Source organism: Neobittarella massiliensis (ex Bilen et al. 2018) (assembly GCF_900289145.1).
Classification (GTDB): Bacteria; Bacillota; Clostridia; order Oscillospirales; family Ruminococcaceae; genus Neobittarella; species Neobittarella massiliensis.
In genome coordinates, this window is the sequence record NZ_OKQO01000002.1 from 322,392 (window position 1) to 340,215 (window position 17,824).

At 59.5% G+C, this 17,824-nt stretch carries 19 protein-coding genes and 9 tRNA genes; 6 read left to right on the forward strand and 22 right to left on the reverse strand.

Annotation, left to right across the window (positions count from 1 at the left end):
* Positions 1 to 179: 179 nt before the first annotated feature.
* The 3 genes from C6Y32_RS04310 to C6Y32_RS04320 all read left to right on the forward strand — a co-directional run bounded on the left by C6Y32_RS04310 (position 180) and on the right by C6Y32_RS04320 (position 2,322).
* Positions 180 to 593 carry a hypothetical protein gene (locus C6Y32_RS04310; protein ID WP_105204021.1) on the forward strand — a complete coding sequence of 138 codons (414 nt, stop codon included), beginning with the start codon at positions 180 to 182 and terminating at the stop codon, positions 591 to 593.
* Positions 590 to 1,669 (forward strand): phage major tropism determinant, encoded by a 1,080-nt coding sequence (locus C6Y32_RS04315; RefSeq protein ID WP_105204023.1) that lies wholly within the window; start codon positions 590 to 592, stop codon positions 1,667 to 1,669. Before C6Y32_RS04310 ends, C6Y32_RS04315 begins: the two co-directional genes overlap by 4 nt.
* Positions 1,670 to 2,040: 371 nt before the next feature.
* A complete protein-coding gene (locus C6Y32_RS04320) occupies positions 2,041 to 2,322 on the forward strand; it encodes a hypothetical protein (protein ID WP_129589384.1) in 282 nt (93 codons plus the stop codon).
* A 188-nt stretch (positions 2,323 to 2,510) separates the two neighbouring features.
* On the opposite strand, the gene C6Y32_RS04325 is transcribed toward C6Y32_RS04320, so the two are convergent.
* The 9 genes from C6Y32_RS04325 to C6Y32_RS04365 form a co-directional block, all read right to left on the reverse strand.
* A complete protein-coding gene (locus tag C6Y32_RS04325; RefSeq protein ID WP_105204027.1) occupies positions 2,511 to 3,359 on the reverse strand; it encodes an AraC family transcriptional regulator in 849 nt (282 codons plus the stop codon).
* Positions 3,360 to 3,589: 230 nt separating this feature from the next.
* The gene (locus tag C6Y32_RS04330; protein WP_105204029.1) at positions 3,590 to 4,057 is read right to left on the reverse strand and encodes a hypothetical protein; all 468 of its coding nucleotides are present in this window, start codon (positions 4,055 to 4,057) and stop codon (positions 3,590 to 3,592) included.
* A complete protein-coding gene (locus C6Y32_RS04335) occupies positions 4,054 to 4,569 on the reverse strand; it encodes a CarD family transcriptional regulator (RefSeq protein WP_105204031.1) in 516 nt (171 codons plus the stop codon). Before C6Y32_RS04335 ends, C6Y32_RS04330 begins: the two co-directional genes overlap by 4 nt.
* Before the next feature lie 348 nt (positions 4,570 to 4,917).
* Positions 4,918 to 4,993, reverse strand: a tRNA-Gly gene (locus C6Y32_RS04340).
* Positions 4,994 to 4,997: 4 nt separating this feature from the next.
* Positions 4,998 to 5,071, reverse strand: a tRNA-Cys gene (locus tag C6Y32_RS04345).
* Between the two features lie 58 nt (positions 5,072 to 5,129).
* Positions 5,130 to 5,205, reverse strand: a tRNA-Gly gene (locus C6Y32_RS04350).
* A 12-nt stretch (positions 5,206 to 5,217) separates the two neighbouring features.
* Positions 5,218 to 5,293 (reverse strand) — tRNA-Phe (locus C6Y32_RS04355).
* A gap of 5 nt (positions 5,294 to 5,298) precedes the next feature.
* A tRNA-Asp gene (locus C6Y32_RS04360) sits at positions 5,299 to 5,375 on the reverse strand.
* Between the two features lie 5 nt (positions 5,376 to 5,380).
* Positions 5,381 to 5,456: transfer RNA gene (locus C6Y32_RS04365), tRNA-Val, on the reverse strand.
* 287 nt (positions 5,457 to 5,743) lie between these two features.
* Here C6Y32_RS04365 and C6Y32_RS04370 point away from each other — a divergent pair.
* Positions 5,744 to 5,944 (forward strand): hypothetical protein, encoded by a 201-nt coding sequence (locus tag C6Y32_RS04370; protein ID WP_105204033.1) that lies wholly within the window; start codon positions 5,744 to 5,746, stop codon positions 5,942 to 5,944.
* Positions 5,945 to 6,020: 76 nt separating this feature from the next.
* On the opposite strand, the gene C6Y32_RS04375 is transcribed toward C6Y32_RS04370, so the two are convergent.
* Positions 6,021 to 8,396 (reverse strand): ATP-dependent DNA helicase, encoded by a 2,376-nt coding sequence (locus tag C6Y32_RS04375; protein ID WP_243562523.1) that lies wholly within the window; start codon positions 8,394 to 8,396, stop codon positions 6,021 to 6,023.
* A gap of 166 nt (positions 8,397 to 8,562) precedes the next feature.
* Between C6Y32_RS04375 and C6Y32_RS15280 the strand changes: the two genes are divergently transcribed.
* Complete coding sequence (locus C6Y32_RS15280) at positions 8,563 to 8,733, forward strand: hypothetical protein (RefSeq protein WP_164998134.1); 171 nt, start codon at positions 8,563 to 8,565, stop codon at positions 8,731 to 8,733.
* Positions 8,734 to 8,856: 123 nt separating this feature from the next.
* Here the strand turns inward: C6Y32_RS15280 and C6Y32_RS04380 are convergent, their stop codons facing one another.
* Complete coding sequence (locus C6Y32_RS04380) at positions 8,857 to 9,408, reverse strand: TIGR01440 family protein (RefSeq protein WP_105204034.1); 552 nt, start codon at positions 9,406 to 9,408, stop codon at positions 8,857 to 8,859.
* Positions 9,409 to 9,591: 183 nt separating this feature from the next.
* Here C6Y32_RS04380 and C6Y32_RS04385 point away from each other — a divergent pair, with 183 nt between their 5' ends.
* Positions 9,592 to 10,062, forward strand: a complete 471-nt coding sequence (locus tag C6Y32_RS04385) for a VanZ family protein (RefSeq protein ID WP_164998135.1) — start codon at positions 9,592 to 9,594, stop codon at positions 10,060 to 10,062.
* Positions 10,063 to 10,117: 55 nt separating this feature from the next.
* On the opposite strand, the gene C6Y32_RS04390 is transcribed toward C6Y32_RS04385, so the two are convergent.
* The 11 genes from C6Y32_RS04390 to yihA all read right to left on the reverse strand — a co-directional run bounded on the left by C6Y32_RS04390 (position 10,118) and on the right by yihA (position 17,755).
* Positions 10,118 to 12,124: a fructose-1,6-bisphosphatase gene (locus C6Y32_RS04390; RefSeq protein WP_105204038.1), complete on the reverse strand. Its 2,007-nt coding sequence runs from the start codon at positions 12,122 to 12,124 to the stop codon at positions 10,118 to 10,120.
* A 10-nt stretch (positions 12,125 to 12,134) separates the two neighbouring features.
* A complete protein-coding gene (locus tag C6Y32_RS04395) occupies positions 12,135 to 12,479 on the reverse strand; it encodes a VOC family protein (protein WP_105204040.1) in 345 nt (114 codons plus the stop codon).
* A 196-nt stretch (positions 12,480 to 12,675) separates the two neighbouring features.
* The gene (locus tag C6Y32_RS04400) at positions 12,676 to 13,224 is read right to left on the reverse strand and encodes a methylated-DNA--[protein]-cysteine S-methyltransferase (RefSeq protein ID WP_207204804.1); all 549 of its coding nucleotides are present in this window, start codon (positions 13,222 to 13,224) and stop codon (positions 12,676 to 12,678) included.
* A gap of 153 nt (positions 13,225 to 13,377) precedes the next feature.
* Positions 13,378 to 13,453, reverse strand: a tRNA-Gly gene (locus tag C6Y32_RS04405).
* 4 nt (positions 13,454 to 13,457) lie between these two features.
* Positions 13,458 to 13,533, reverse strand: a tRNA-Phe gene (locus tag C6Y32_RS04410).
* 5 nt (positions 13,534 to 13,538) lie between these two features.
* Positions 13,539 to 13,615, reverse strand: a tRNA-Asp gene (locus tag C6Y32_RS04415).
* A gap of 77 nt (positions 13,616 to 13,692) precedes the next feature.
* Positions 13,693 to 14,568: an Hsp33 family molecular chaperone HslO gene (gene hslO, locus C6Y32_RS04420; protein ID WP_105204044.1), complete on the reverse strand. Its 876-nt coding sequence runs from the start codon at positions 14,566 to 14,568 to the stop codon at positions 13,693 to 13,695.
* Between the two features lie 2 nt (positions 14,569 to 14,570).
* Positions 14,571 to 15,317, reverse strand: coding sequence for a class I SAM-dependent methyltransferase (locus C6Y32_RS04425; RefSeq protein WP_105204046.1), 747 nt, complete (start codon positions 15,315 to 15,317; stop codon positions 14,571 to 14,573).
* A 10-nt stretch (positions 15,318 to 15,327) separates the two neighbouring features.
* A complete protein-coding gene (locus C6Y32_RS04430; RefSeq protein WP_105204048.1) occupies positions 15,328 to 15,627 on the reverse strand; it encodes a YerC/YecD family TrpR-related protein in 300 nt (99 codons plus the stop codon).
* Between the two features lie 175 nt (positions 15,628 to 15,802).
* Positions 15,803 to 17,104: a diaminopimelate decarboxylase gene (gene lysA / locus C6Y32_RS04435; protein WP_105204050.1), complete on the reverse strand. Its 1,302-nt coding sequence runs from the start codon at positions 17,102 to 17,104 to the stop codon at positions 15,803 to 15,805.
* 57 nt (positions 17,105 to 17,161) lie between these two features.
* The gene (gene yihA, locus C6Y32_RS04440) at positions 17,162 to 17,755 is read right to left on the reverse strand and encodes a ribosome biogenesis GTP-binding protein YihA/YsxC (protein ID WP_105204052.1); all 594 of its coding nucleotides are present in this window, start codon (positions 17,753 to 17,755) and stop codon (positions 17,162 to 17,164) included.
* Positions 17,756 to 17,824: the final 69 nt, after the last annotated feature.

The following is a 17,824-nucleotide window of genomic DNA, read 5'->3' on the forward strand; positions in this document are numbered from 1 at the left end:
ATAGCAAATTTCGTGCCGGCCGCGCCACTGTTTTGCAATAACTCCCAAAGTGGGGGACAAAACTTTGTACCCCCTGACGTATTTGTGGCTGCAAAACGGATTTTTTAGTATGGGGACAGGCTTTTGTGCTATAATCGTGCTGGTAATGATACCGCAGTTTTACAGAGGAGGCATTACAAGTGTCAGCAAAATCTATCGCGCTCAACACCCCGTCTGACGTGCGCCATGCACTGCAGATGGTAAAAGACGGCAAACTGTGCCCACAGGTGCTGCAGGCGGCCATCGACCAGATCCGCTACCTGAGCTGGGTCCACTGCCCCATCCATACCGCCGACCAGAACCGCACCCAGGTAGAGGTGCTGTTTTGCGGCGAGATCGCCCCGGGCGTACAGACGCAAAACGGCGGCGAGATCTTAGATGTAGTGGCTATTAAAAACGAGATCGGACAGGAGGAGACGCTGCGGCTGACCCTGTCGCGGCCCGTGCCCGCAGCAGACAGCTGCCTGCTGGTGCCGGCCATGGCCAGCTATATGCAGGTGACTGGTATCACCGAAGAGGACCTGTGCGCTGCTGAGAGGGGGATCGCCAAATGAAAAAGATCGATACGGCCCTGACCGCCGCTTTTGCCGCGGCGCTGGATGGCCGCGCGCCGCAAAAAGATTATCTGCGTGCAAAAGATACGGGATCGGTACAGCTACTTGAAGGCTGCACATTTTTAGTGGGCGGCGACCTGTACGAGAGCACTAGCCGTACGCTGACCGAGAGCGACTTGGATACCGGCAGCTTTACCGTGGGAGCCGACTATGGTATTTACCTTTGTAAGGACGGTGATACGGCAAGACCGGTCATTAGCCGCAACGCCACCTACCCCGACGGTTTCGCCGCCGGCGACTGCCGCCAGATCGGTGGCTTCCACTACGGGATGGTACGGGCGCTGGCTGCTGATGGACAGCCGGTAGGCACCGATGGCAAGGCTTTTGGCGAGGGCTGGAAAGCCAATGTGGCCCCGGGGATCTTGCCGGCCTCGGTCTGGACGCTGCAGCACCGGCCCAGCTGCGACCCCCGCGGAATGGTCTACCTGGGCAGCGGCACCTGGGTGGATATCTACATCGCCTCTGACGATGGGCAGGGCGGCTTGCGCTCTGCCTGGCACGCCACCCCCATGACCGGAGCTGAAGGCGCCAACTGGTATATTTTTCAGGAAAAACTGCTGCGCAGCGGCAAGCGGATGCTGCGCTACAGTGAGTTTTGCCGCGCCGCTTACGGCAGCCCCGAAGGCGAGGACGAGACCAATGAAAACTGCTGGTCTGCCGCCTTTAACACTGCCCGCAACATGACCGGCTTTGTGCCCAATGCAGTGTCGGCGCTGGGCTGTGCCGATTGCTGCGGCACCGTGTGGGAATGGGTAGACGAGGTGCTGGTAAAGCCCGACCCGGAGGTGCCTGCACCGGCACCCGGCGAAAAACAGTGGGTCTGGTACGACGAGACCCCTATGGAAGTAAACGGCGGCAACCTGTTCCACTACTACAATACGACGCTGGCTACCATGCTGGCCGGCGGCGATTGGGTGGACGGCGAGCACTCGGGGACCCGGGCGGCCAACATCTACCGCAGCCCCTGGAAAAAAGGTATTGGTTTTGGCACCCGCGGTGCCTGTGACAGCCTGTAAGCAGCTACTTTATCAGTAGTGTATCGGTTTGAGCGCCGCGTACGATGTGAGATGTAATAAAAGATCTTTGGGCTCCCCTCTTTATGAGCGGGAGCCCATTTTATATATCGGCCGCTCTTTGACACTTGAGCGCGGTGCAGTTTCAGGAACGGATATGCCGCGCGGAGCGTTTCTCTCCCCTGCCCGCCGACTGTGTGCGGCCGTGAGAGCCGTTGGCGCGCTGGGATAGCCAGAACATTGAATTTTGCACCGGAACCCGGTCACCCATATCTCGATATTGGGGAACCTGCGCCGATATATGCCGGTGTGCAGCAGTGGTGGCTTTTTGCACGCTATAGACACCCAGCCGCCGGCAGGAGACAGCCAGCGGGGTGACAGCGATGAATGACAAGCTGGGTATTGAGAGCACAGCGGTCGTGCCCCTGTGCGCGGCAAACTTTTTGGCGGACATACCGGTCGACTGGCTATATGGCACCTGCCTGTTTCGTGTCGAGATCACCCCCGGTACCGCGGTGCTGCCGTGCACCTTGGTGTGCAGGTTTGTACTGCACGGCCTGACCGGCAGGCGGCGGCACGGTACACTGTACCCGGTACACGGCACACGGTCGCTTTGGGGTGGCTTTGAGGGGCTTTTTGCACTGGTTGCCGTTTGATGGCTTTGGCCGCCTTTTTGCGGGGCTGGCGGTGGAGTTCTTAGCGCTGCACCACTTCATGCGGCCGCCACAAAAAGGCATAGAGAAAGCGATAAAAGCAGAGAGAAACAGGGGCGGCAGGTACTTATCCAAGTACCTGCCGCCCCTGTTGAGGAGTGCCATCTGCGCTGTGTGGCGAGGAGGGACGATTACTTTTTAACGACCGGGATCCACACCTCGTATTTGGCGTTTTGCGGGTCGGCGTTGAGGTAGACCTCGACATCGGGACCGCTGGCGTACTCGTAGCCAGAGCTGGGCAGCCATTCGGTGACGATGCGCTGCTCCAGCGTTTGGATAGACTGGCCAGTGCCTTCGCCGGGGAATACGGCCCAGGTGGCGGCGGGGACGGTGTAGCGCTCCATACCTGCGGGTGTGGAGCCGGTAGTGGCCACAGCGATGTAGTAGCGCCACTGCTCGCTGTCGCCGCAGGCGCTGACGCCCAGCATGCCCATGGGCGGAATATCCATCAACTCCATCAGCCGGGGCAGCGTGCCGTCTTCGGCGATGCGGCCCCAGAGCGCCGGTATCTCCTGAAAGTTTTTTTCGATTTCGCGGTGCAGCGGCACCGAGACACCGACGATATCGAAGGCCTCTTTTTTCTCGATCCTGTATTCCATCTGCTCTGCTCCTTTAATAGTGATCTTGAAGCTGATAGGCTGGTAGGAGCGCACCGGTACACCGCCCTGACGCACCAGCGACGGGGCTGCCCCATGCACGCTTTGAAAGGCGCGGTTAAAGGCGGTGGGCGACGCGTAGCCGTATTTGAGTGCCACATCGGTGATCTTTTGCTGGCCGCCCTGCAGGTCGGCTGCGGCCAGCGTCATGCGCCGACGGCGGATATACTCGGCCAGCGGCACCCCGGCCATATAGCCGAACATGCGCTGAAAGTGATAGGCCGAGCAACAGGCGATCTGCCCCAGCTGCGCGACGTCTATCTCCCCGTCGAGATTTTCTTCGATGTAGACCATAGCCCGGTTGAGACGCTCTATCCATTCCATACCATCAAACTCCTTACACAGTAGTATAGACCGCGACAGCTGGGCTGTCCTCTCTTTTACTGCCCGCATATGCGAGGTAGTACTGCGCTTTACTGCCGTACAAAAGATCGGGCCCAGCAGGCGGTCAGCCGCTGGGCCCTTACCGCAGCATAAAACGGCGCTGCTTATTATTTTGACGGTGTACACATGTACAGGTCAGCGGCAGCTCCCCGTTTGGAGACCGCCGTACCTCACCACTCGTCGCTCTCTACTTTTTGGGTGATGTACTGCTCGACTTGCTCCAGCGGTATATACAGTGCGATTGCCAGCTGGCCGTGCAGATAGCTCTTGGCCCGCTGACTGTAAGCCTCTTCGTAGGGCTGGGCACAGTGGTCTTTGCCCCGCAGATAAGCGGTCTTGATGACCCGGACCCACTCCAGCTCATCGAAAGCATCCATGGCCTGTTTGTAAAATTCGCGCCGTACCTTGTTGCTGGGGGCCTGTATCGTGCGCACTGAACCGATGCGCTCCACCGCCTCTTGCAGTACGGCATCAGGAGCCATCGCCCGGGCGATCTCGCTGTTTGACACAGACGCGCGCTGCCGGCTGTGGCAGGCTTTGAGCTCTGATCTTTGCCCGCTGCGGCCAGTGACCTGCCAGACGCCGTCACGATCCCGCAGCAGCACATAACTGCCGTCGGCAAAGATATGTTCGCTCACTGTATCTTGTCCTCTACCTCGATCTGCTCGACGATAAGCGGCAGCACCTGCTGGGGTTTGATCTTGAGCACGTGGGCGAACTCCTCGTACAGCATGCGCTCGGCCTCTTTCATGAAGTGCTCGTCGGAGGCGTGCAGCTTGCGGCCCTTTTGCTGCTGCAGCTGCTGGTGGGTATACAGCGTTTTGATGAGCTGTACCAGCTGCACCCGGTCGCCGCCGGCCAGAATGGTGCGGTAGGCCTCGCGCCGCTGATTTTCGTCCTCGATCCAGATATTCTCTTTGTCGGGCATAGAGCGTATGAGCGCGTAGATCTCTTCTGCCGAGAGGATACGCCGCATTTTATCGCACAATTTTTGGTTGGCCGCCGGCACGAAGATCGTAGATTTCTCGTCGTAGACCGGCCGCAGTACATAGTATTCCTCTTTGTTGCCGCACAGATCCATCACGCTGATCTCGGCGATGCGGCACACGCCTTGGGCGCCATATAACACCGTATCGTTTTGCTGAAACATTTACCCCTCAGTCCTCTCTGAACGCCCGGCAGAACAGAGCACTGTTCTGCTACAAAAAAACGCACAGCCCACTGGCAAGACCGGCACTCGCGCCGTCTTATCAGCAAACCGCACATTGTGTGTAGCTATATTATAACATTTTGACGCGGGAATTGTCATAGGCATTTTCCCCAAACATAGGCTATGAAGCAGGTTTATCCGCCCTAAAAGCGCTTGTCCAGCCGGTTTTGGGGGACACTTTTGCCGCCGGGGCCAAAAAAGCTATTTTTGAGGGGGAGCAGGCAAACGGTAGACAGGGAATATATAAAGGCGAAAAAAGCACCTGTCGCAACCGACAAGTGCTTTTTTTGGAGCGGGTTACGAGGCTCGAACTCGCTACCTCCACCTTGGCAAGGTGGCGCTCTACCAGATGAGCTAAACCCGCATATTGGAGGCGCCACCCAGAATTGAACTGGGGATAAAGGTTTTGCAGACCTCTGCCTTACCGCTTGGCTATGGCGCCTTATACACCGATCGAACGACCGGTTTACAATGAGACAAGTGCTTTGCACCCGTTTTACTGGAGCGGGTTACGAGGCTCGAACTCGCTACCTCCACCTTGGCAAGGTGGCGCTCTACCAGATGAGCTAAACCCGCACAATAAAACTCTGGTGCCTCCGGACGGAATCGAACCATCGACACGAGGATTTTCAGTCCTCTGCTCTACCGACTGAGCTACAGAGGCATAATTGGCGACCCGAAAGGGGCTCGAACCCTCGACCTCTAGCGTGACAGGCTAGCGTTCTAACCAACTGAACTATCGGGCCACAAATGGTGGGAACAACAGGGCTCGAACCTGTGACCCCCTGCTTGTAAGGCAGATGCTCTCCCAGCTGAGCTATGCTCCCGTTGTGTCGCTTTGTCTCCCCAGCGACGAGATTTATTGTACTATACCGGTGGTAGAAAGTCAACACTTTTTTTACATTTTCTTTCTGTAATTCCACCAGCTATTTCCTGTTATTTGATGATACCGCACGAGGAAGCCAAAAACCGCTGGCCGGCCGGTATTAAAAATATGCGGCGGATCTGCCGCCAGGCGCAAGACTGGCCGATTTTTGCCCACACTATATACATGGGGCGCAACGGCCCCCCTTTTTAAAGCGGCAATATTATTTTACCGAAAGGCGGCGATCGTATGCAAGAAAAAAATATCCTCTCGGACCTGCCCATGGGATTTGGGATGGCTCTGGCACAAAATGTACCCGCTATGGAGCACTTTTCTGCCCTGCCGGCAGCAGCGCAACAGCGGATCATCGACGGCACCCATCAGGTGACCTCGAAAAAAGAGATGGCACGCTATGTACAGCAGCTGGCCGACGGCGGGACCGGCCGGTAGGCGCAAAAAAAGAGCGGTCGTTCGTGCAGTGGAAAGATAGGCGCGGGCCGCTCTTTTTACATAACAGCAGCCTCCGTCACCCACCGCTCTGGTTACCGCCGGATGCCGGCGGCTGCCAAAAAGCCTGTACGGCGCCGGATATGGCCTCTACTGAATCGGCGCGGGCAAAACCCTGCCAGTGGGCCGGAAAGAGCATCTGGTAACGGGGCGACAAAAAGCGGTCGTCGATGAGCAGCACCACTCCGCGGTCGCGCTCGTCGCGAATGACCCGGCCGGCGGCTTGCAGCACCTTGTTCATGCCCGGAAACTGATAGGCAAAAGCGAAGCCCTGACGGTTTTTTTGATCGTAGTAGTCGCGCATGGCGTCGAGCTCCGTGCCCAGCTGAGGCAGGCCCACCCCCACGATCACAGTGCCGATGAGCCGATCGCCCACCAGGTCGATCCCCTCCCCGAACACGCCCCCCAGTACACAAAAACCGACCAGCGTGTCGCCGCCGCTGTCGAAGCGCTGCAAGAATGCTGTTCGGGCCTCCTCATCCATGCCCGGCTGCTGGCACAGCTGCGGGATATGGGGGTACTGGGCGCCAAACAGGTCGCTGACCTGCTGCAGATAGCTGTAGGAGGGGAAATAGACCATATAATGCCCCGGCCGGCCCCCGGCCACGGCGGCGATACAGTCGGCCACGGCCGGGGCGCTCTGTTGGCGGTGCTGGTAGCGGGTGCTGAGGGCCCCGTTTACCAGCAGACACAGATTTTTGCGGGGAAACGGCGATGGCAGCTGGTATTTTTTGGATCGCTCATCGGCGCCCAGCACCTGGGCGTAAAAGCTGAGCGGTGAGAAAGTGGCCGAAAAGAGCACCGCCGCCCGCCCCTTTTTCATGGCCTGCTGCAATAAGTGGGCGGGATCGAGACACAGCTGCTGTACCACCACTTCGCTGCCGAAGGCGCGCACCAGCAGGATGTAGCGCTCGTCGAACAGTGAGGCGGTGCGCAGGTAGTCCTCGATGGCGAAGTACTGCTCGAGTACCGGCTGCTCGAGCGCGTGGCCGCGGTGCTCCTCGAGCCACTGGGCACAGGACGCCGAGCAGCCCTGCAAAAGAGATATGAGCTCCTCATCCTGCCTCTTTTGGGTGTAACCGCCCCCCTGCTCCTGGCACTGCTTGCGCCGTGCCACCAGCGCTGTATTGACTTTACCCAGTGCGCGAAACAGCTGCCGCTGCTCTTTGCCCAGCTGACGGCGCAGCTGCAGCAGATCGGATTTGCGCAGGCGGGCGGAGTACATCTCCCGCGCGCGGTCGGGCAGGTTGTGGGCCTCGTCGATCAAAAAGACATAGGGGCCGCCATCGTCGGCAAAAAAGCGCTTGAGAGCTACGGTGGGATCGAACAGGTAGTTGTAGTCGCCTATGATGCAGTCGCACCAGAGAGAGCAGTCGAGCCCCAGCTCGAAGGGGCACACCCGGTTTTGGCGGGCGGTATCTTCCAGCACCTGGCGGGTGATGTGGTCGTGCTGCTGGAGCAGCTGGTACAGCGCGTCGCCGGCGCGGTCGTAGTGACCGTCGGCATAGGGGCAGTGGTCGGGGTCGCAGTGGCGCTCCTCTAAAAAGCAGATCTTGTCTTTGGCGGTGAGCGCCACCGTTTTGGCCCGCAGGCCGCCGGCGGCCATGTGCTCAACAGCTTGTAAGGCGGCCCCGGCGGTGGTATTTTTGGCGGTGAGATAAAAGATCTTCTCGCATAGTCCCTCCCCCAGCGACTTAAAGGCGGGAAACAGCGTGGAGGCCGTTTTGCCGATGCCGGTGGGGGCCTGGCAGTACAGACGACTGCCGGCCTGTACCGTACGGTACACCGCCACGGCCAGCTGCCGCTGCCCGGGCCGGTAATTGGCAAAGGGAAAAGACAGATCGCGGATAGACTGATCGCGCAGCGCCGACCAGTCGAGCTGAAATTGGGCCCAGACCCGGTATTTTTCGAGCAGGCCGACAAAGTACTCCTCCAGCTGCAGGGCGGTGTAAGTGCGCTGAAAGCGGCGGACCTGCCGGGTGTCGATCTGGTAGTAGGTGAGCTGTACCCCCATGCCCGGCAACTCGTTTTGCCGGCAGTAGATATGGGCGTAGCACATGGCCTGCGCCCAGTGCATGGGGTCAAAATCCTCGTGCAGCAGCTCAAAGCTGACCGCGGTGGTCTTGATCTCGTCCACTGTAAACTGGCCGTCTTGCTCGAATATACCGTCAGCGCGGCCCTCGACGGTAAACAGAAACCCGCCGTGGGCGACGTCGATGCGCAGCGCCACCTCGGCCTGATAGTCATCGCCGGCCTGCCGCTGTAAGCGGCGGTGGATGCGCGACCCCTCGGCCGCCCGGTCGGGGCCGGTATAGCGGCTGTCGATACTGCCGCACTGCGCGGTCATGGCCACCAGCTTTTTGACCGGCAATTTGATCTGGCGCAGTGCTGGCACGGCAGTTCCCCCCTCTATCGGTAGTGCTGTAGTGTTGTGTGCGCCCATATAGGGCGACACAAAAATTTAACGGACTTTTCACCTGCCGCTCAAATACTCGACACCCGCTGTTCAGCATCGGCCACTATACTCGATCTCATCACAGGTGGCGGGAGGTGCGGTACGGATGCGGGCGGAAAAGCGGATGCTGACCTGGTTTATTCTATCGATCCTGGTGCTGGGTATGCTGTACTGGCTCTCTTTTGCTCTGGCGCCGACCGGCGCCCGGGCAGCAGAGATACCCGCCGACGACCAGCGGCCCACCGCCGGCTGCAGCAGCTATCAACGCGGCTCATAGACCGTGCTCTTTTTCTGTTCTCCCCTTTTTGACCGCCACACGGAGACTTGGCCGACAGGCGCCCACGGCCCGGCTAGAACAGCCTGGGGCGGGGCGCCTGTTGTTTTTATTGGAGATGGCAGTTTAGAGCAGCGCGGGGTCGTACTGGGCGCGGCTGCCGCCTACGAACTTGAGCCGGGTACGGGCGCAGACCAGATTGGCCCGGCCGATCTGCCGCACAGAGAGCCGCACCGGCACAGCTACCGGCCGCAGATGCATGCCGATAAGCGTGTCGCCGATATCTATGCCCGCGTGGGCCTGTATCCGCTCTACGGCTACCGGGTCGGCAAAAGCTTTATAGGCGGCGGTGGCAAAGGAGCCGCCGGCTTTGGGCTGGGGCACGGCGTTTACCTGCGGCAGACCATAAGCCTCGGCGGCGGCGCGCTCGACGATGAGCGCGCGGTTGAGATGCTCACAGCACTGGGCCGCCAGATAGATGCCGTTTTCTTTTAGCGTTGGGTAGAGGCCGCTGAAAATGGCCTGGGCGATATCGGTGCTGGAGTGGGAGCCGATCTGCTGGCCCGCCACCTCGCTGGAGGAACAGCCCACCACCAGTATTTGGCCGGGCTGCAGCTTAGCCACCTGTAAGAGCTGGCTGACCGCGTGCAGGGCCTGCTGTGTGATTTCTTGATACATGCCGATCACCTCGTAGGCTAAAGATCATCTGTAAGCGCCGGTAAGAAACCGGCTTTTTTAACAGTATACCACGCTGGACCGAGTGGCGAAAGGGGCGAGCGGTTGCAAAACCGCCCGTATTTGCGTATGATAGGCGTTGGCGGCAGGGCTGCCAAAAGACTATGTAAGACGGGATGTGGTACTGTGACCGCACAGAGAAAGCGACAGCTGTTTTGGACGGTGCTGACTGCCGGTTATCTGCTGTTTATCTTTTTTAATTCGCTGCAGACGGCGCAGGTATCGGGACAGCGCAGTTTGGGTGTGGTGGCCCATATCAACCGGCTGCTGGAGAACTGGTCGATCCCGCTGGCGGTGACCGACCACCTGGTGCGAAAGAGCGCCCATTTTGCCGAGTACGCGCTGTATGGGCTGCTGCTGGCGGTGACGCTGGGGCAGTATACCAGGCGCCTGTGGCCCCACCTGTTCACCATATTTTTTTGCGGGCTGGCCGGGGCGCTGTGCGACGAGACGATCCAGCTTTTTGTGCCCGGGCGCAGCGGACAGGTGAGCGATGTGCTGCTGGATTTTGCCGGCGTGCTGGCCGGCATTCTGCTGTGTTTGCTGTGCCGCACCGCATACCGGCGCCGCGACAAAAAGCCAAATAGCAGGACATGACACATGATAAAGAGCCGGACTGCGGTGGCGGGAAGCCACTCGGTCCGGCTCTTTTTTACGATACGGGGCCCGGTGCGCTCGTGTTCGGCTCATCTTCCTCGTAACCGCCGGGCATTCGGCCGGCCTGGGAGGCCGGCAGCTTGGGGATGAGATCCCCCTGCCGGTAGGCGGTGAGCAGCAGTGACAGATCGTACAGCTGATCGCTGACCCGGCTGCCCTTATCGGTGTCCTGCACCATGAGGCGGGCGACCTCGGTCTCGAACACCTGGGAGCGGGAGAGGATGTCCTCGTTCTCGTCGATGGCGCGCTCGGTGTCGGCAAAAGGCTGATGGGACATGATGCGCATGCCGTGCGAGTTATAGATGAGCGTGTAGCCGGCGATGCCGGTGGTGGGCTGATAGGCCCGGCAGAAGCCGCCGTCGATGACGATGAGCCGCCCGCCGCCCTTGATGGGGCTCTCTCCCCTTTGGGCCCGCACCGGCACATGGCCGTTGATGATGTGGCTGTGGCTGCCGCGCAGACCAAACTCCTGCAAAATCATCTTGCAGGTCTTTTCGCTGTTGTAGAAGGTATAATAGGGGTTTTTGCGCTCCTCCCAGGTATTTTCGTCGGCGATGTACATGCGCTCGAAGGTGGTCATCTTTTCGCGGCCGAAGAGCGGCGAGTACCGGCCGCACCACAGGTACCACATAAAATCGCGGGCAAAGACTTTTTTAGAGCCGTGCAGGTGGCCGAAATAGGCCTTTCTGGCCATGCTGTCGGCATAGTCCATATACGCCTTGCCCCGCAGCGATCTGCCGCCCATCTGCACAGTGAGCAGCTGGCCGCTCTCATCGAGCAGCACGCAGCCGTGATAGAGCAGGTTGTGGTTGTAGCAGCGGTACATGGCCCCGCGGGCGTACAAAAACTGCACATGCCGGTGCAGCTGGCGGCTCTCTTTAAAGGCGGCTTTCAGCTCGGCGAGCACCTGGGCCTCTTCGGGCGACAGCGCATAGGGATCGGCCGGGTCTACAGTGGGAAAATCGGGATCTTTGAGTGTGTAGCACCGACCGGAGAGCGCTACCGTTTGCCGCTGCGCATCTATTTTATCGAGCAGCAGCCGGTCGGACATGGCAAAGTCGGGGTTGCGCAGGATCACCTGGCCCTCTAATTTTAAGAGCATGACGGTGATGGCCCGGTGGGCGGCTCTTTCGGCGCTGGGCGCGTTTTGATAGGTGCGGGCGGCAAATAGGGTGAGCGGGCGCAGACTGATGCCGTAACCGTTTTCCAGCGTGCTGAGATTGCCGTAGGCCAAGCTGTTGCGCACGGCGGTGGCGATACAGGCCTCGCTGCCACAGGCGGCGCCCATCCACAGGATATCGTGATTGCCCCACTCGATATCTACGTTGTGGTGCTCCATGAGCATGTCCATGATGCTGTCGGCGCGGGGACCGCGATCGTAGATGTCGCCCACGATGTGCAGGCAGTCGACCGCCAGCTGTTTGATGAGCGCAGCCATGGCGCAGACGAAAGGCTCGGCATTGTCGATGCTGATGATGGTATCGACGATCTTTTGATGGTAGTACAGCTGGTTGTCGTCCTCGTCGGGCTGGGCGTGCAGCAGCTCGTCGATAATATAGCTGTACTCGGGCGGCAGGGCTTGCCGCACCTTTTGCCGGGTGTATTTGGAGGAGAGCAGCTTGCACAGCGCGATGAGCTGGGCGAAGGTCTGGCGGTACCAGCCATCCATTTCCGGCTGCTCGCGCTTGACCCGCTTGAGCTTTTCGCGGGGGTAGTAGATGAGCGTGCACAGCTCGCTGCACTGTTCTTTGCTGAGCGTATCGCCAAAGAGCAGCTGCACCTTTTCTCTGATCACGCCGGAGCAGTTGTTGAGGATGTGATAAAAGGCCTCGTACTCGCCGTGCAGGTCGCTCATAAAATGCTCGGTCGCCTTTGGCAGGTTCTGCACCGCCTGCAGATCGATAATCTGGGTGCAGACCGACTGTATGGTGGGATAACTGCGCGCCAGCAGCTCTAGATACCGCAGCTGCGCGGATGTGAACACATAGGGTTTTTTGGGCATGGATGCTCTCCTATTTCTTTTCGATCAGGTGGACGGCAAAACCGCCGATATCCAGGTCTGTGTAAACCAGATAGAGCCGTCCGCTCTCGCCGTAGCGGGCGTTAGGCAGATCAAAAGATACCCCTTTGTCGGTCAGCTCGGCCATGGCTGCCGAAATATCGGCCACGGCGATGCCGATATGGCCGTTTTGACCGCGGCCGTTTTGGTGCATGATCTCGATCTGGTCGCCGGCAAAATGCGAGACGGGCAGCCGGCATGGCGCAAAGCCAAACAGAGTCTTGAACAGGCCGGCCATCTGCTCTGCCTTTTGGCTGCTGCCGGCGTTGATCCCGATATGATCTACTCGGTACTCCACGGTATATAGCCTCCCTTTGTAAAACCGGCGACTGGGTATTTCAGCGGCCGGACGGTCATCTTTACCCAGTATACCACAGATCGCCCGGTAGTATGAACGGCAGTTGGCAGCAGCTAGCAGCAGTGGACGGCCGTGGCGTTGCCATTATAAAACCCAGCTTGTATACAGGGTCCAAGCGGTGCGAAATTCCGCGTTTTCACTTTTGCAACTGTTCCTGCTCCACTGCTGTAAGCTGGTCCCAGCGCTGGCGACAGACGGCATCAAATCCGCCCCAGGAGCCGCCGTGCAGTACCGCCTGCTCCATATCCAAAAGAGCCTGTTTCATGGGTAAACCACCGGCGTAGCCGCGCAGATCGCCGGCTGTGCCCACCAGTCGGTGGCAGGGAACAATGAGCGAGACGGGATTTTGGCCGTTGGCCGCGCCCACCGCCCGGGGCGACCTGCTGCCGATCATCTGGGCCACCTGCGCATAGGTATACCGCCTGCCGTAGGGGATGGCCGCCACCGTTTGCCAGACCTTTTTTTGAAAGCGGGTGCCCTCTAGCAGGATGGGGACCGAAAAGTTGTAACGGCGGCCGGCCAGATAATCGGCCACCTGTTCTACCGCCTGCTGTATCAGCGGCGTACAGGCCGGCTGAGCGCCGTTAAAGCAGGTATTGGGACGCAGGTATAGCCCGCAGATGACCCCGTCTTTTTCTAAAAACCACAGCGGACCGGCGACGCTGCGGTATCGATAGATGTACACGATGACTTTCTCTCCCCTCTTTAAAGCGCTGCAAAATACCGCGTGCCGCTTGGGACGGCGCAGACAGTGGCATCAGCTGAATTTGAGCGGACTTTGGCGGGCCGCCTTTTGACATGAAAAAAGCACGGTGCAAAACTGCACCGTGCTTTTACCTGGAGCGGGTTACGAGGCTCGAACTCGCTACCTCCACCTTGGCAAGGTGGCGCTCTACCAGATGAGCTAAACCCGCATCCTGGTGCCTCCGGACGGAATCGAACCATCGACACGAGGATTTTCAGTCCTCTGCTCTACCGACTGAGCTACAGAGGCATAATTGGCGACCCGAAAGGGGCTCGAACCCTCGACCTCTAGCGTGACAGGCTAGCGTTCTAACCAACTGAACTATCGGGCCACATCTTCGCCCTGGGTGCCCCGCGACTGCGTTCTTCCCAGCGACGAATGTTATTATACAATACTCGTTTTTGCTTGTCAACACTGTTTTTGCAGTTTTTCGATTTCTTTTGCGGTAAATCGATATTTCTTGTCGCAGAAGTGACAGGCTACCTCGGTATCTTCACCTTTGGCGGCCATATCTGCCAGCTCGGCGCGGCCCAGGCTGATGAGCATCTGCTCCACCCGCGAGCGGCTGCAGTTACAGCGGTAATCGACTGGGAACTCGTCCAGGATATTGGGGGCAAACCCAGCCAGCACGCGGTCGATGATCTGTTCGAGCGCGAGGCCGCTGTCTAACATGTTGGTCATGGAGGGCAGGCCTTTGATATTCTCCTCCAGGCGGGAGATCTCGTCCTCGGTGGCGCCGGGCAACAGCTGTACCAAAAAGCCGCCGGCTACCTTGACGGTGAGATCGGGATTGACCAGCACCCCCAGCGCGCAGACGGTGGGTATCTGCTCGCTGGCGGCAAAGTAGGCGGTGATGTCCTCGGCCACCTCGCCGGACACCAGCGGCACACTGCCCACGTAGGGGTCTTTCATGCCCACGTCTTTGATGACGTGCAGCAGGCCGTTTTGGCCCACGGCACCGCCTACATCCAGCTTGCCGTAGCGGTTGAGCGGCAGCTCTACCACCGGGTTTTGCACATAGCCGCGCACGTTGCCCCGATCGTCGGACACGGCGATCACCGAGCCGGCCGGGCCGTCGCCTTTGAGGCGCAGCGTGAGGCTGGACTCCTCCCCCTTTAAAGAGCAGCCCATCATTGAGGCGGCGGTGAGCAGGCGGCCCAAGGCCGCAGTGACTACCGCCGAGGTCTTATGTATCTGCTCGGCCCTGGCGGCGATATCGGTGGTGTCGGCGGCGGTGATGACCACGCCCCCATTTTCGCTGATGGCGCGCAAGATCCTGCCCATCGTCATCTCTCCTTACTGGCAATATATACAGCCCGCTGGCTGTCTTTTTTCAGCGGCTGGTCGCGGTACCCGCCACACACCTGCAAGACGCGCATACCGGCGGCGGCCAGAGCGCTCTCGAGCTGCTGGGGGGTGAAGTAGTACTGGGTGAACGACTCGTCATAGCGGGCAAACGACCCGCCTTGACGATCGAAAAAAGTGAGGTCTACATCGGTGGTGTTGTCCTCGGGGTAAAAGGTGTTCTGCCAGCCGCAGTAGGTGTCGCCCAGATCGTAGATATAGGCGTTGTCGCCCAGCACCTGGCTGTGCTTATAGTAGGTGTTGCAGTCGAACAAAAAGACGCCGCCGGGCTCTAAAAACAGGCCGATACGGGCAAAAGCCTGCCGCAGCGACTGCTCGCCGGTGAGGTGATTGACCGTATCGAGGGTGCAGATCGCGGCGCGCACGGTGCCGTAGAGGTCGAGCTCCTCCAGCGGCTGGTTCAAAAGGAGCAGCTGCACCCCGGCCTGCTGGGCGCGCTCACGGGCCTTTTGCAGCATCTCGGGCGAGATATCGGTGCCGATGACATCGAAGCCCATTTGGGCGCACAAAACAGACAGGCCGCCTGTTCCGCAGCCTGCATCCAGCAGTATCCCGCCTGAGATACCGTTTTGTTTGAGTTTTTCTGCGATGAAAGCCGCCATGGACGCCCGGTCGACATCGTCGGTAAAGGCGTCGTAAAAGGCGGCAAAATTGCCGTAATAACTCATTTTAAAAGCCCTAATCCTGTGCGTTCTCCTGCTCGCGGTCGAGCAGTTTGTCGTACCCGCCGCAGCCGTAGAGCAGCGAGCGGTTGACCCGGCTGATGGTGGCCGTAGAGGCACCTGTCTCTTTGACGATCTCGGAATAGACCTTTTTGGCCCGCAGCATTCTGGCTACGTGAAAGCGCTGCGCGATGGCCTTGAGCTCCTGGATCGTGCACAGGTCGTCGAAAAAGTCGTAGCAGTCGTCGATGTTGTCGATGGACACGATGGCCGTAAACAGGTCCTCGAAAGTATCTCTGGATAAGTTGCTGTTCAAAACCCGCTACCTCCCCAATTTTCTTCTTTAGAAAAGGCCGGTACAGCACACAGGGGGCCGCCGGGCCATGCCCGGCAGTCCCCTGCCGCCATACAGGCAGTTCACATATTTAAAGTTTAACACCTTAAACCGTGAAAGTAAAGCCTTTTCACAAAATTTGTCGGGGCGCTGCCGCTTAGTCCAGATCGTTTTGCAGCAGGTCCTCCAGCGACTCGCGCCGCACGGCCACCCGGCTCTGGCCGTCTTTTACGAACACCACCGCCGGGCGCGGGATGCGGTTGTAGTTGGAGGCCATAGAGTAGTTATAGGCGCCGGTGGCCAGCACCGCCAAGACATCGCCGGGCTGGACCGGCTGTATCTGGGTGTTTTCCTGAATGAGGTCTCCGCTCTCGCAGCACTTGCCGGCCACCGTTACCGTCTCGGTGCGGGGCTGGGCGGCTTTGCCGGCGGCCAGCACATCGTAGCTGGCCTGATACAGGGCATAACGGGGGTTATCGGTCATGCCGCCGTCGACCGAGACATAGGTACGCACCCCTTCGATGTGCTTGACCGAGCCCACAGTGTACAGCGTGATGCCCGCCGGGCCGGCGATGCTGCGGCCGGGCTCGATGACCACGAACGGCGTATCGATCCCCAGCTGCGCACAGCGCGCGGCGATGACGGACGACACCCGCCGCATGTACTCGTCGTAGCTGGAGGGGTGGTCGGCGCTGGTGTACTGGATGCCAAAGCCGCCGCCGAGATCCAGTATCTCGATCTCGGCGCCCAGTTCGCTGCCGATCTTGGCAATGAAGTCGAGCATTACCTGGGCGGCCAGCTCGAAGGGGGCGATATCGAAGATCTGGGAGCCGATGTGGCAGTGCAGACCCACCAGCCGTACCCCGGGCATAGCCAGCGCCTCGCGCACCGCCTCTTCGGCCTCACCGTTTTCCAGCGCCAGGCCAAACTTGGAATCGATCTGGCCGGTGCGGATGAAGTCGTGAGTGTGGGCGTCGATGCCGGGCTTGATGCGAAACAGGATATCCTGCACCTTGCCCGCCGCCTGGGCCATCGTGCCCAGCAGCCGCAGCTCATCTAGATTGTCGACTACGATGTAGCCCACGCCGTTCTCCAGCGCCTGGCGCAGCTCTACCGGGGTCTTGTTGTTGCCGTGGAAAAACACCCGCTGCATGGGAAAGCCGGCCTGCAGCGCCGTGTACAACTCGCCGGCCGAGACCACATCCAGCCCCAGCCCCTCCTGCGCGGCGATCTTACACACCGCTTTGCAGCAGAAAGCCTTGCTGGCGTAAGTGACCAGCCCCCGGCCGCCGTAGTACTTGTCGATAGAACCCTTGAAGGCCCGGCAGTTCTCGCGCAGCAGGTCCTCGTCCATCACGTACAGGGGGGTGCCGTACTGCTCGGCCAGCTGTAGGCTGTCGATGCCGCCGATGGTCAGGTGGCCCAGTTCGTTGGTGTTGAGATTTTTAGCTATGTACATGGTGTATATTCCTCCCTCTGGGGCGTCGTGAGTGAACATGCGGCAGCAGCCGGCAGTCTATTCCTCGGCGTCGATGAACACATCCTCGATGATCTCGCGCAGCGTCTCGATGCCGACACCGGTCTGGGCCGAGGTGGGCACCAGCGTGACCTGGTCGCCGCAGGGTATCTCGCCGGCCAGTTCTTCCAACCGCTTCGCCTGCTGGTTTTTGGTGAGCTTGTCGCTCTTGGTCAGGGCGATGAGGAACGGGTAGCCGCCGTCGATGAGGAAATTGATCATATTCAGGTCATCCGCCGAAGGGGGGTGGCGCATATCCACCAGCTGGATCACCAGGCGGATGTCGCGCTGGGAGTGAAAATAGTGCTCCATCAGCTGGGCCCAGCGCTGCTTTTCAGTTTTGGCCACCTTGGCGTAGCCGTAACCCGGCAGGTCTACAAAGTAGCCCGGGGCGGCGGTATAGAAGTTGATGGTAGCTGTTTTACCCGGCATAGACGAGACCCTCGCCAGGTTTTTGCGCCCCGCGATCTTGTTGAGCAGTGAGGATTTGCCCACGTTGGAGCGGCCGGAGAACACGATCTCGGGCGTGCTCTCGCCGGGCAGCTGGCTGGACACGCCAAAAGAGGTATAAAATTCGATCTGCTGAAAATTCATGTTATCTCCCCTGCCGGTCACCGGCAAGATAAATGTGAACAAACTGTAAAAACAGCCTGTTTTGCCCTT

What these genes read in the sequence shown, in the direction of transcription:
- C6Y32_RS04335 (WP_105204031.1), bottom strand. Translation starts at nt 4,569, where the DNA reads ATGTTTCAGCAAAACGATACGGTGTTATATGGCGCCCAAGGCGTGTGC.
- C6Y32_RS04315 (WP_105204023.1), top strand. Translation starts at nt 590, where the DNA reads ATGAAAAAGATCGATACGGCCCTGACCGCCGCTTTTGCCGCGGCGCTG.
- C6Y32_RS04380 (WP_105204034.1), bottom strand. Translation starts at nt 9,408, where the DNA reads ATGTATCAAGAAATCACACAGCAGGCCCTGCACGCGGTCAGCCAGCTC.
- yihA (WP_105204052.1), bottom strand. Translation starts at nt 17,755, where the DNA reads ATGAATTTTCAGCAGATCGAATTTTATACCTCTTTTGGCGTGTCCAGC.
- lysA (WP_105204050.1), bottom strand. Translation starts at nt 17,104, where the DNA reads ATGTACATAGCTAAAAATCTCAACACCAACGAACTGGGCCACCTGACC.
- hslO (WP_105204044.1), bottom strand. Translation starts at nt 14,568, where the DNA reads ATGGGCAGGATCTTGCGCGCCATCAGCGAAAATGGGGGCGTGGTCATC.
- C6Y32_RS15280 (WP_164998134.1), top strand. Translation starts at nt 8,563, where the DNA reads ATGCGGGCGGAAAAGCGGATGCTGACCTGGTTTATTCTATCGATCCTG.
- C6Y32_RS04325 (WP_105204027.1), bottom strand. Translation starts at nt 3,359, where the DNA reads ATGGAATGGATAGAGCGTCTCAACCGGGCTATGGTCTACATCGAAGAA.
- C6Y32_RS04390 (WP_105204038.1), bottom strand. Translation starts at nt 12,124, where the DNA reads ATGCCCAAAAAACCCTATGTGTTCACATCCGCGCAGCTGCGGTATCTA.
- C6Y32_RS04425 (WP_105204046.1), bottom strand. Translation starts at nt 15,317, where the DNA reads ATGAGTTATTACGGCAATTTTGCCGCCTTTTACGACGCCTTTACCGAC.
- C6Y32_RS04370 (WP_105204033.1), top strand. Translation starts at nt 5,744, where the DNA reads ATGCAAGAAAAAAATATCCTCTCGGACCTGCCCATGGGATTTGGGATG.